Here is a 13,127-nt window from a genome sequence, read left to right as displayed (position 1 = left end):
TTCTTCAATTTGTTAAACCGCTAATTACGTATATAATTATACCTTAAACTATAATTAATTCTGTAATTTAGTGCGAGCTAGCTCGATTAACCTTATAAAGAAATGGATTTTTATGGCCTTTGTCAATTATAGCGACAAGCGCTTTTTGATTGTTGATAATATTAAGCCTTCAAGAGACGCACTTAAGCAATTTTCGCTTAGCTTAAATGCCAATAAAATAGACTCTACTCTGTATCCAACAGATGTGGTTACTATGTGCCAAAATGTTGATTACGATGTGATTTTCTTAGGGTACGATCTTGGTGAAAAACAAAAAAATGGCCAGCAACTACTCGAAGAACTTAGAACACATAATGCCATTTCTCGACAATGTATTGTTATCATTATTACCGCAGAAAGCTCTCAAGAAATGGTACTGGCAGCATTAGAACACGAACCAGATGATTATCTTACTAAACCTTATACTGTAAATGAATTAACTAAACGCTTGGATAGGTGCATACAAAAAAAGTCGGCATTTAAAGAAATCTATACCGCTTTAGATAATAACAATCATAAAAAAGTTATTCGACTGTGCAATGACGCATTAACTCAAAATACTCCCTATCGACTGGAATGTTTAGGCATAATTTCACGTCAGTACTTTGAATTAGAACAATATAAATTAGCCGAAAAAATATATTTGAGTAACCAAGATAAACCTAATTGTCCTTGGGCGAATCTTGGCTTAGGTAAAATTGCATTATCAGAAAATAAAATCCCGTCTGCTATCAACTTATTTAATCAAGTAAAGCAACATTATCCCTGCTATCTCGATACTTACGATTGGCTATCAGAAGCATATCTTGCACTAGAAGAGTTTCAAAAGGCGGAAGATATTCTTGAGCAAGCTTTATTTATATCGCCAAGATCTGTCGCTCGATTAAAATGTTATGCTGAGTTATGTTTAACTAACGAACATTATGAAAAAGCCACAGAAGCTTTTAAACAAACCAACGATTTAGCCTATAACTCGATCCATCATCACCCAGATAATGCTTTAAAATTTGCTCGCTCGTTGGCTGAGTACTCTCATGAGATATCCGTTCACCTAGCTAAAAGACTCAATAATAAAGCGTTTAAAGCATTAGCATCGATGACCAAAGAGTTTAATCAAGTAGAATTTAAAATACAGTCCAATTTGCTTTCTGCGTGTTTATTTAAAAATATTAATGAATCAAGATCTGCAAGTGAAATGTTCGCTAATGCCAAGACTCTTTTAGATAAATCTCAAGATTCACTCTCTCCTGCGAGTTTAATTGAAGTGTATAAAAGTTTAATCAAACTAGGAGAGCTTCAAGCGGCGCAACAATTAGTCACCTCATTGATTGAAAGGTGCAGTGATGATCTTGAAATAATGACTCAGGTGGATAAGTTGTCTGACAGTTCGTTAGATGAAACCGATAAATTAAAAGCACAGCAAGCACTTAATGGTGCAGCAAGTTTATATAAAAATAGAGACTATTTAACCGCTATTGAAAAACTTCGCAAAGCATTATCACTTTACCCTCAACACTTGGGAATAAAGCTTAATCTTATTCAAGCTTTATTGGTCGCCTATGAAGCCGCCCCAAACGATACGCACAATTTACGGCAAGCTAGTTTAATCATCTCAGCTCTCGCTCCTTGCGCTAGAACGAAGAATATCGATTTAAGATATAACAAATTAAAAGACAAGTTCACACAACTTAAAGCCGGTTAAAGCACATTAACAAACCTTGAATAAATGATGCAGACTTTCAATTAGTTGAAAAGTTCGCATCTCCCACGAAACTTTAATTCGTTGAAAAAAATGAGTAACTCGGTACGATAGGCTTTTATTCAAATATCCCATAAAGCGATTTTTTAAGATTTGCAAGAATGGCGACTCACAATAAGATAGAAACGTATCAATAAAGTTATCAAACAAAAAACCCGCCAGTTGATCAACTCTAAGCATATGCTTAGTGGTTTAACGGTAGCGTCTTTTTTAGAATCCATTATCGTTCCCATACCTTTAGAAGCAGTATTGGTTCCTTTAATGCAATCGCGTCGTGATAAAATTTGGATTATTGCGCTAATGGCAACTCTTGGTTGTATTATCGGCGCTTTGTTTGGATATGCGCTTGGTTACTTTTTATTTGATGCCGTCGGTGATTGGGTTATTAATACCTTTTCCAACCCAGATCAATTTGAACAAATTAAACAGAACATGCAGGATCAAGGCTTTTGGTTTGTTCTCACGCTAGGCATTGTGCCTGTACCATTCCAAATAGCTATGTTTGCTGCAGGGGCAACTAAGTACTCCCTTACTTTATTTCTTATAGCCTCCACTATTGCAAGGTCTATACGTTATTTTGGTTTAGCCATTGTTGTGTACTATGCAGGTAATAAGGCAGAACAATTAATACGCAAACATAAAACTAAAACAATAATAGCTTTAACAGTGTTAATACTGTGCGCATGGGGAATAAGCACAGTTGTTTGATAAAGCTATTAATTTATAGAACTAATCAAGCTTATAATAAAGACCTAATCACATACTGAAGAATACCGCCATGGCGGAAGTATTCAAATTCGTTAGGCGTATCTATCCGAATATCAGCCTCAAAGCTTAAACTATCACCATCAGATTTTAACACATTCACTTTCACCTGCTTTTGGCCGGCTTCTATCGCCTCAATTGAAAACTGCTCAGTGCCGTCTAAATGATAAGTCTCAGCGTCTTCATCTTGTTTAAATTGTAAGGGCAAAATACCCATTCCTATAAGATTAGAACGGTGAATTCGCTCGTAACTTTGTGCAATAACAGCTTTTATCCCCAAGAGTAATGGACCTTTAGCTGCCCAATCACGAGAGCTACCTGTGCCGTATTCTTTACCTGCAATAACAACTGTTGGTATGCCTTCTGTCATATATTGTTGTGCAGCTTTAAATACTGACATTGGTTCTCCACTGGGTTGCTTACGCGTAAAGCCTCCTTCGGTACCAGGGGCCAATTGATTTTTCAATCGAACATTGGCGAAAGTACCACGCATCATAACTTCATGATTACCACGCCTTGAACCATAAGAATTAAAGTCTTTTTGCTTAATTTGTTTATCAGATAAGTAATTGGCTGCAGGTGTATCTTTACCAATAGCGCCGGCTGGAGAGATGTGATCAGTAGTAACACTGTCAGACAGTTTCAGTAAGCAACGAGCATTGTTAATTGCCTTAGTTGACTCTGGCTCTGCTGGCATATCTGCAAAAAACGTCGGTTTTTTTACATACGTACTTTCAGGCCAGTTGTAAAGATCTGCATCAACTGTAGTTAAGTTTTCCCAACTTTCACCGCCATCATAAACGGCACCATATTTTTGAGAAAACATCGAAGTGTCAACTACTTGAGTAACAATATCTTGTATGGCTTGCTGGCTCGGCCATATGTCTTGCAAATAAACAGGTTTACCTTCGTTACTGATGCCAAGTGGCTCTTTGGTAATATCTATTTTCATATTTCCCGCTAAAGCATATGCTACCACTAGCGGTGGTGATGCTAAATAATTCGCTTTTACATCAGAATGTATTCTACCTTCAAAATTCCGATTGCCAGACAGTACTGACGCCACCGATAAATCGCCTGCTCTAATAGCCTCAGAAATAGCTTCGGGTAGTGGGCCCGAATTGCCAATACACGTTGTACAACCATAGCCTACTAAGTTAAACCCCATTTCATCTAACGCTGTTGATAATCCTGCTTTGTCTAGATACTCAGTAACAACTTGTGAACCGGGAGCAAAGCTTGTTTTAACCCAAGGTTTTACGGTTAATCCTAGTTCATTGGCTTTTTGGGCTAAGAGTGCGGCTGCAACCAGTACTGATGGATTTGAGGTATTAGTACAACTTGTAATTGCCGCAATGACCACTGCGCCTTCATGTAGTTCAAAATCTTGTTCATTATGACGATAAGAAACAGAAGTTTTAGAACCTATATGCTCTACACCCCCTTCACTATCAAACCGTGCTTTTTGTTTATCATCTGAAACAATAGCTAATTCTCGTTGTTCAGTTAACCAGTCGTGAAATGCTGTCGAGGCTTGATCCAGATTAATTCTATCTTGTGGTCGTTTAGGTCCAGCAATTGCGGGCACAATGGTATCTAAATTCAATTTTAATTTTGCGTGATACTCAACCTGCTCTTGCGCTTCCCTGCCCCACATACCTTGTGCTTTAGAGTATGCCTCAATAGTGTCGATTTGTTGCTGACTACGACCTGTTAATGCGAGGTATTTAGTCGTTTGCTCATCGATTGGAAACAAGCCGCAGGTTGCTCCATATTCAGGCGACATGTTGGCAAGTGTTGCACGATCTGCCACGGTAAGATGTTGTACGCCAGCACCAAAAAACTCAACAAATTTACCGACAACACCAAAAGCGCGCAGTTGTTGCGTTACAGCTAACACTAAATCAGTTGCGGTAGTCCCTGCAGGTAGTTTCCCCGTTAACTCCATTCCCACTACTTCGGGAATGAGCATGGTCACCGGTTGGCCTAACATTGCAGCTTCTGCTTCTATGCCTCCCACTCCCCAACCTAATACACCTAAACCATTTATCATGGTTGTATGTGAATCAGTGCCAACTAAAGTGTCTGGATAAAGCAGTGGCGTATCTTGTTGCTCATCAACAAATGTTACTCGCGCTAAATATTCTAAATTAACTTGATGTACGATACCTTTACCTGGAGGGACGACTTTAAAGTTATCAAAAGCACTCTGCCCCCATTTTAAAAATTGATATCGCTCTTTGTTACGTGCCACTTCAATTTCAGTATTACGAGCAAACGAATCCTTATTACCAAATTCGTCAACCATTATTGAATGGTCAATCACTAAATCGACAGGTTTAAGGGGATTAATTTTATTAGGGTCGCCGCCTAAATCTAACATGGCATCACGCATAGCGGCTAAATCGACAACTGCAGGGACGCCAGTAAAGTCTTGCAGTATGACTCTGGAAGGAACAAATGCTATTTCAGTGTCAGCGAGCGATGTTATATCCCATTTAGCTAAGGTTTGAATATCCTCTGCTTGAACATACTGCTTGTCGCTGTGTCGTAGCAGGTTTTCTAATAAAATTTTGACTGTAAGTGGTAATCGATTAATATCAGCATTTACTGTGGATAAGTCGAAATATTCATACTCCTTACCTTGCACTGTTAGGGTCGATTTATGTTGACCTTGTGATGTCATTTTACTCTCCTGTTAGTCTTTAATAAGCCTCTTTTGGGGTAAACTACTATTATTGATAATAAATTTCTCTAATCGCTATTCAGCCGTTTGTTTTTTCTTAATAACATAATAGACCACGAATAAGATAACAGCGGCAACAATAGATGTAACCGCCAAACCAGATGGCTCTTTCATCAGCTCTAAAGCACCTTTGCCAAAGAAAACAGCACTTAGGCCTAATGGCATAATGCCGAGGATTGAAGCTAGCGTATATTCAACAGCATTAACCTTAAATGAGCCCGCTAAAATACTAGTAATAGTAAAAGGTGGAGTCGGAGCTAGTCTCAAGGCAAGAATAGCCCAAGCACCTTTATCGTCCATTTTAGATTTTATGGTATCTGTATGTTTTTTTGCCTTGGAACCAAGAAAGTCAGCACCGAGTGCTCGACCAATTCCATAGCCGCTTAAACTCGCCAAAAGAAAGCCAAATATACAAATCAGTACACTGATCCATATATTGAAAACCAAGCTAACGGAAAATGCGATTAAGGGTATTGGCAGGAGCATTGCACCACCAACAAGAAAAATTCCCAAGAATATTAACGCGGTTAGTATATTGTCTGGAACATCACTTGCTAATTCAGTAATAGTCTCTATTTCAAGGTAATGATTAAGAGGCGTCAGAAAATATAAGGCAATAACACCTAATATTAAACCAACGAATATACTCGATTTTATAATATTTTTTTGCTTCATTATTTTGCCTCCCCAACTAACCAGCTAAAAATTTTTCGGTGTGCTTTCATATAAAATAAATACTCTGGATGCCACTGCACTCCAAGCAATCTATCATTGTTTTTACTTTCGATAACTTGGTTAATACCCGCCTTTTCTTTAGCGGTAACTTTTAATTCATCAGCTGGTTCTGCTACAGCCTGAGAATGAATAGCATTCACTTTCAGCGGATCATCCCCTGTAATTTTTGAGATTAACGAATCATCAGTAATGTAATACACCGTTTTTCTAGGGAAAGGACTCCGGATCCTTGCGTCTTTTTTTAAGAGCGGTAAAGTCGACTCATACATTGAACCACCTAGTTCAGCATTTAATAGCTGGTGCCCTCTGCAAATGCCTAAAATAGGAAGATTATTATCTAACGCATAATGAATAAATTTAATTTCCATATCATCACGTTCTTTATCGTGTCCTGATGAACTAAAATGATTTAATAACTCCATCGGATACAATAAACACTCTTTTAGTTTTACCCACAATGTGCGCTTTACAGGCGAAACCTCTGCTTTTATATAGTGTTCTGGATGAATATCTGACCCACCGCCAATAATAACGCCGTCATAGTCAAGTACACCGTCAAAGGTATCAGGTGTGACTCTAACTGGTTTTCCACCAGCAATACGTACATTAATAGCAGTAAACAACCAAGCAATCGTCCCCGATTGATTAGGCCCTGTAATAGCGATTTTAGGTGTTGATTTGTTAGTCAAAAATACTCCTTGGCATGAATAATTGCGCTAAATTGACAAGCTGAATGCGGATAAACACAGATAAAAATAAAAACCGCGCCCAAATAGGCGCGGAATTAATGTATGAGTAAAGTTTAGTTTCGTGCGACTAAGTCTCTTACTTCCAACTTGTTAATAACACGTGTTACATCATCAGTGTTTTTAGCAATAGTTACGGCAAGATCTCGCTCAGAATCTGATCCTACTTTACCTTCTAGCGTTACCACGCCATTTTCAACATCAACCTCGATGTCTAATCCACTGACTTGCGACTCTATCAACAACCTTGTTTTCACTACGGTTTCAACTTTTGAGTCTTTGAGACCTTGCATCATTTCACTGTCTTCATCTTGTGGTTTCTCATCAACAACTGTCAGCATATTGTCCACTTTACTTACACCATCAAGCGAAGCTACAAGCTCACCAGCCAAGGCTTTGTCGACAGAATTATTTACCTTACCCGTTAGAATAACCGTACCGTTTTTTACATCGGTATTGATATCGAAAGAGTTTAAATTTTTATTAAAAAGAAGTGTTGATTCAGCTTTTCCATCAATCCACGCATCTTTAGCACTATCTTTCCATGTGTTTTCTGCATTTGCAGTTAAAGAAGCTGTACTAATAGCAGTTGCGATAATAATTGAAAGCGTTGTGTGTTTCATAAATTTTCTCCTGTTAAAAGTTCACAGTGTTTAATGCTAATACAATGCCAAAACTTAAGTGATTATAAAATAAGGAGTTTATGAAAATTTCATGGTAACTATAGAAAATATTATGTAACAAATGCCTATCAATAGGTAATTTTTACACGTGGTTGTTTTAGGATTGAATTTAGTAACTATTTGTCTAAATTTTGAAAAATTAAGGCGATTCTATCGTTAATTTCTTTTAAATCGCCCTCTGCTATCGCTTGACTGCTTTGGTGTGCTTCTATCATTTTAGTTTGACTAATCACGAACTGTTTTTGTGCGTCGTTTTTAGCAAATAACATTAAGTTATTTAAGGACTCAAGTAGCCTAATTGTTACAGCTATATCATCACTTGCATGCTGTCTAATTTTTTCAAATGCTGCTTTAGCAATATCAGTAAAACTTAAAACCTTGCAAACTAACCTTAATACATCATCTTTGTCATACCGTAAATTTTCTGGAAATGTTCTAGAAGTTAACTCACACAAAACTGAGTTGAGTTTATCAACACAAGTTATTGCCGTATAAGGGTCGTTAATTCCGGGGGAAAGGGCTCGTAAAGCAACTTCAACAAGTTGATGAATAGCAAACTCTGGATCTTGAACAGGGGTCCTATACGAACCCAAGACAATTTTATTGGCTACATGTTTAACGACACTTTCATCTACTGCCTGATCACTGTGAATATGTGCTATTACTGAGTTTTTAACCACAAAATTCCCTGGTATGAATTTACATTCAATTAAAATATTTTTTTCAATTGCTAGGGCTAGCAATAGCTTGTGATCTGTCGTTTGAATATAACCGCTACAATGTGCAAGCACTTTTACCGGAGCTATTTTACCTTTCAAATCAGTCTCTTTATCATCTGACTTATTTGCTTGCTCTGATTCCTCTTTAGTGAGAGGAAATAAATTCGCGATACTTTTTTGAAGTTCTTGGTATACATCGTTTATCACCACATCTGCTTGAATAGATTTAGAAACATGATGAATAAAATAAATTAAAACGCCAACGCTACAACAGGTCATTAATAATGCAATAACGACCGTTAGCCCTGGTTTAAAAGCATAAGGCTCTTGAAAGCTAAGCGCACAAAAGACAAGAATACAAAATAAAAAATTAGAAATGAAAAAACCAAGAACAACTTGCGTTCCTTTATCCATCATAAAGTTGCGTAGCAAACGTGGGCCAAACTGTGATGAAGCTAGAGTTAAAGCAACAATTGTCATAGAGAAAGCAATACTAGTAACCGTAATCATCGCCCCTGCTATGGTTCCTAGCAAAGATCTTGTTGAACTAATATCCATACTATAAATAAGAGGAATTGATAGCTGAGCACTGTCTATAAAAACGGCGTCAATATAAACAGAAAACACCGCTAGCACTATTGACGACAACACCATAAAGCTAGGTAAAAACCAAAAACTAGTACGCGCTTTTTCTATTATCGGCGCATATTTTAAAATATTAATTCGCACTCTGTAGCCTCTTTAACACGTAACTTAATCACTTAACTCTACAACAAAAAGGACAGTTAAGGTTCAATTTAACAATATAGTGTAAAGCTGAAACTTAAAAGAGCTTAAATAACATCGAAGTTAGCGTTGAGGTTGACGATAAAGGCTTAGTCGAGGACATACCGCTTAAAGCTCCTAATGAAAACATAGTGACTAAACCCATTGGCGAAGAGATCAGTTTCTCACTTTTTATTTTTGCATTGTTAAACTGCCTATTCGTGTACTTTTTGGCCAATTCAGCATTAATACTTGCTTGTTTTAGTTTTAACTTATCTTTTCTCAAAGGATCAAACATAGGTCCTCCTTATATTTATGACTGTTCAGTATCAGGATCAGAATTAAATATGAGATCTGCCGATGTTTTCATACCGATCGATTGAATTGCTGATACGAATATTTTTTTGCAGATTATCAGCGCAGTAAAATTAAGGCCGAGTACGATTAAAATACACCATACCCAGCTTAGTCCTAATGACATTAAACCGTATGTTAGGCCAATTAATAGAGTCACCCATATAATTCCTCCCAAACACACTAAAGCCATAATGCAAAATAGTGTCACTACTATAGCCTTAAAGGAAAGACGTAGATCTGTTGAGATTACCGACGTTTGACTTCTAAATCTTGCTTTCAAACCACGGAATAAGTTATCCCAAGCAGAAAGGACCTCAGAGAGACTAATATCATCGTTAGGGGAATTTAATTCTTCCTCACGTGTGTTTGACTGCGCTGATGTATCCATAGTAATTATTTTCTACGAATCAAAGATGTAAGCAGCACTCCAGCAACAAAAGCGATACCAGCAGTTGCAACAGGATTTTCTTTGGTATATTTACCTACAGTTGATTCTTGCCAATACTGCTTAGCAAGTTCTTGCTTCTCTGTCATTGCTTCTGATGAACTTGTCGCTGTTTCACGTATCCTTTCTTCAGCTGATGCAGCATGATCGCCTAGTTTATCAACTGACTGATGAAGTGATTCAGTCACATTATCTGCTATCGGTGTCTTTGAAATTGAAGTTACACTTTTTTTGCTTTTCGTTTTACTCTTTGTTGTTGGCGTATCTGTTGAAGTTGTCATTTTACTCTCCTATCTTTTGGGTGTTGTATATGGCTGAGAAATAATCAATAACTTAAGATTAAAACATCTACAGTTGTTGCATTTCTTTATTATACTCGTCAGCCAATTCTCCTTTTTGTTTGCTGCTCAATACTTTATTAGCGTCTTCAAAAAATTCATTTTCTTCTTCTGCTAAATGATGCAGTACACGATCTTGCAGTGTTTTCATGAAATGTAACCAAGCCGGGGAGCTCATTTCTGTCTCTTCTAGTTTTTCAACAAGTTCTTCAATTTCATGATGTTCGGCAATACCATGTCTCGAGTCGCCTATCGTTTTATCTGACTTCATCAAAGGCGCATAAAAATATCTTTCTTCTGCTACTGCGTGTTGATCTAGCTGTGCCTTTAATTCTGAAAAATTTCTCCTACGACTTTTAGTATCGCCAGAAGTTTCAGTCAATGTTTCCATTAAAGCTCTCTGTTTTTCATGATCTTTTCGAATTGCTTCAAAGATCTCCATACATACTCCTTTTATTGAATGTTTAAAAATATCAGCATTACTGATAGCAGCTTGCTATTTGAGACTTGTTAACTATTTTTTTCTTAATACACTGGTCAGTAACATACCGGCTACAAACGCAATACCTGCTGTTGCCGCTGGATTTTCACTAGTGTATTTTCCGACAGCAGAGCGATCCCAATATTCTTTAGCTTGACGTTGTTTCTCAAGCACTTTTTTCACTGATGTTTGAGCCGTTTGACGCAACTGCTCTTCGGTTACTGATGTACTTTGGGTTAAGTTATCTACCGATTGATGTAGCCTCTTATTGGCCTTTTCTGAAATAGGTGAATCAGAGTAATTGGTGTCAACGTTTGAATTGGTAACTTTTTTTGCTGAGGTTGTCATATTGCTCTCCCACTTTATTAATGCAGTACATTCCGCATGAGTAAAGTTAAAAGAGCAACCTGTATGCCACTTTAAAAAATACAAATTTAAAGATAATTATATCAGTATGTTATAATTAAAAATTGATAATTTCACTTATCTCCTTAACTCTAATCTATGTAAATAATTCCCACTTATTTGCAAAAGTTACCCTAAACAAAGTGATAACTAGTTTTGTAAACCCGCTATGGTTTACTAACTCTAATTGCTTTTGTTTGCCATTGAAATACTGACAATGTTCTATGTAAAAAATACACATTACAGATAATTTTCCAATGCAAACGCTAATTAACCCACTAAATATCAACAACTTAAAACTTGGCGTGAATATTGGATTAATCTACCTAAACTATTCTAATAGCCTGTAAATGATTCCTAATATATTAAGAATACTTCTGTTAATACTATATATCTTGAGTTAACAGGTCTCAGAAGCTAAAAAAGAATAAAAACTAAATAAATAATAGGACTTGTATGACACTTATAGAACTTATGAATATTGAAAAAGTTTGGGATATCATTCGCGAAAAATTAGCGACATGGTTAGAAGCTAGCATAATGCATCTGCCAAATTTTGTAGTTGCAATTATCATTGCTATAACCTTTTCCATCATTGCTAAAGTGTTAGGTAAAATGATGAAAAGCTTTTTATCAAAAACACTCGACTCTAAACAAATTGCTAATCTTTTAGCCTCCATTTTTAAAATGTGTATTTTAGTCACTGGTATTTTCATAGCGCTAGATTTCCTTGGATTATCAGGAACGGTTACTTCTTTACTAGCAGGTGCCGGTATTATTGGATTAGCGATAGGTTTTGCATTTCAAGATATGACTGAAAACCTTATTGCTGGTATTGCCATGGGTATACGGAAGCCCTTTCAAATTGGTGATGTTATAGAAGCAGATAAAGTCTTCGGAACTGTTCAAACCATTAACCTTAGAAATACCTTAGTTGAAACATTTTTTGGCCAATTAGAAGTCATACCCAATAAAATTTTATTTAGAAATGTATTAACAAACTATTCGAGCATAGGAATAAGACGTGTAGAAATCCCTGTAGGGATATCCTACGCCGACGACCCTGAACTAGCTTCAAAAGTAATTGTTGAGCATATTAATGAATTAGACTTTGTTATTAAAAAAGATGAAACAGATGTTTATGCTTCAGAGTTTTCGGATAGCTCAATTAACCTGTTATTGTGGTTTTGGATAAAATACCCAGGCGATACTAATTTTATGCAAGCTAGACATAAAGCAATTATAGGCGTTAAAAAAGCACTTGAAGGCGCTGATATCTTAATACCTTTCCCAATTCGTACCTTAGACTTCGGTGCGAAAGGAGGCGAGAAGTTAAATACAATGCTAAAACAAGAAAAGCCAGCCACAGGACAAAACGATCCCGAGCAATAATGCAATGTAGTTAAAAAATACAACCCGATATATTTATGTCGGGTTTTTACGTACAACCATGCACGAACATCAGCACTACCACTCATTCATACAGTTATCAGAAGAAACTACCGATTGAGCTCAACGTTTAATAATTAAAGTAACAGAAGGCAAAAATCCCGTCACTTTCGTAACGGGCTTCTCTAAAAGGAAATCTAGCAATGTGCTATCCTCACATGGGCTTACCTGCAACATGAGTCACACTACCACTGTTACCTATTAGCTCTATCACATTAAACGATATAGCTAGTTAAGCTTCCGATTAAGCTCAACGTTTAATAACTAAAGCAACAGAAAGCAAAAAGCCCGTCACTTTCGTAACGGGCTTTTCTAAAAAGAAGTCTAGCAATGTCCTACTCTCACATGGGCTTACCTGCAACATGCGTCACACTACCATTGCTACCTATTAGCCCTATCACATTAAACGATATAGCCAGTTAAGCTTCCGATTCAGCTCAACGTTTAATAACTAAAGCAACAGAAAGCAAAAAGCTCGTCACTTTCGTAACGGGCTTTTCTAAAAGGAAGTCTAGCAATGTCTTAATCTCACATGGGCTTACCTGCAACATGAGTCACACTACCACTGTTACCATTACTACCTATTAGCCCTATCACATTAAACTGATTTAACCAGTTAAGCTTCCGATTCAGCTAAACATTTAAAAACTAAAGTGATAGAAAGCAAAAAGCCCGTCACTTACGTAACGGGCTTT

Annotated in this window: 13 protein-coding genes; 3 read left to right on the top strand and 10 right to left on the bottom strand. The window is 36.9% G+C overall.

What is annotated here, in order from left to right; genetic code table 11:
• The first annotated feature begins 112 nt into the window (after nt 1–112).
• Nucleotides 113–1,741 carry a response regulator gene (locus AC27G3_RS16315; protein ID WP_487123386.1) on the top strand — a complete coding sequence of 543 codons (1,629 nt, stop codon included), beginning with the start codon at nt 113–115 and terminating at the stop codon, nt 1,739–1,741.
• 237 nt (nt 1,742–1,978) lie between these two features.
• Nucleotides 1,979–2,506, top strand: coding sequence for a YqaA family protein (locus tag AC27G3_RS16310; RefSeq protein ID WP_487123496.1), 528 nt, complete (start codon nt 1,979–1,981; stop codon nt 2,504–2,506).
• A 31-nt stretch (nt 2,507–2,537) separates the two neighbouring features.
• On the opposite strand, the gene acnA is transcribed toward AC27G3_RS16310, so the two are convergent.
• The 10 genes from acnA to AC27G3_RS16260 all read right to left on the bottom strand — a co-directional run bounded on the left by acnA (nt 2,538) and on the right by AC27G3_RS16260 (nt 10,926).
• Entirely contained in the window at nt 2,538–5,249 is a 2,712-nt protein-coding gene (acnA, locus tag AC27G3_RS16305; protein WP_487123384.1) for an aconitate hydratase AcnA, read from the bottom strand.
• A gap of 75 nt (nt 5,250–5,324) precedes the next feature.
• Entirely contained in the window at nt 5,325–5,984 is a 660-nt protein-coding gene (locus tag AC27G3_RS16300) for a TVP38/TMEM64 family protein (protein WP_487123382.1), read from the bottom strand.
• Nucleotides 5,984–6,733 (bottom strand): gamma-glutamyl-gamma-aminobutyrate hydrolase family protein, encoded by a 750-nt coding sequence (locus tag AC27G3_RS16295; protein ID WP_487123380.1) that lies wholly within the window; start codon nt 6,731–6,733, stop codon nt 5,984–5,986. The genes AC27G3_RS16300 and AC27G3_RS16295 overlap by 1 nt, the downstream gene beginning before the upstream one ends.
• Nucleotides 6,734–6,846: 113 nt before the next feature.
• Nucleotides 6,847–7,413 (bottom strand): BON domain-containing protein, encoded by a 567-nt coding sequence (locus AC27G3_RS16290; protein ID WP_487123378.1) that lies wholly within the window; start codon nt 7,411–7,413, stop codon nt 6,847–6,849.
• Nucleotides 7,414–7,589: 176 nt separating this feature from the next.
• Entirely contained in the window at nt 7,590–8,921 is a 1,332-nt protein-coding gene (locus AC27G3_RS16285) for a DUF2254 domain-containing protein (protein ID WP_487123376.1), read from the bottom strand.
• Between the two features lie 94 nt (nt 8,922–9,015).
• Complete coding sequence (locus AC27G3_RS16280; protein ID WP_487123375.1) at nt 9,016–9,255, bottom strand: hypothetical protein; 240 nt, start codon at nt 9,253–9,255, stop codon at nt 9,016–9,018.
• A 15-nt stretch (nt 9,256–9,270) separates the two neighbouring features.
• Nucleotides 9,271–9,702 (bottom strand): hypothetical protein, encoded by a 432-nt coding sequence (locus tag AC27G3_RS16275; protein ID WP_487123373.1) that lies wholly within the window; start codon nt 9,700–9,702, stop codon nt 9,271–9,273.
• Nucleotides 9,703–9,707: 5 nt separating this feature from the next.
• Entirely contained in the window at nt 9,708–10,040 is a 333-nt protein-coding gene (locus tag AC27G3_RS16270; protein WP_487123371.1) for a DUF883 domain-containing protein, read from the bottom strand.
• Between the two features lie 67 nt (nt 10,041–10,107).
• Entirely contained in the window at nt 10,108–10,539 is a 432-nt protein-coding gene (locus tag AC27G3_RS16265) for a hemerythrin domain-containing protein (protein WP_487123370.1), read from the bottom strand.
• Nucleotides 10,540–10,611: 72 nt separating this feature from the next.
• The gene (locus tag AC27G3_RS16260; RefSeq protein WP_487123368.1) at nt 10,612–10,926 is read right to left on the bottom strand and encodes a DUF883 domain-containing protein; all 315 of its coding nucleotides are present in this window, start codon (nt 10,924–10,926) and stop codon (nt 10,612–10,614) included.
• A gap of 513 nt (nt 10,927–11,439) precedes the next feature.
• Here AC27G3_RS16260 and AC27G3_RS16255 point away from each other — a divergent pair.
• The gene (locus AC27G3_RS16255; RefSeq protein WP_487123366.1) at nt 11,440–12,375 is read left to right on the top strand and encodes a mechanosensitive ion channel family protein; all 936 of its coding nucleotides are present in this window, start codon (nt 11,440–11,442) and stop codon (nt 12,373–12,375) included.
• The last annotated feature ends 752 nt before the right edge of the window (nt 12,376–13,127 follow it).

Source organism: Colwellia sp. SU-HH01217, from assembly GCF_057543495.1.
Note: the sequence above shows the minus strand (reverse complement) of the source record. Positions and strands in the feature narration are given on the sequence as shown.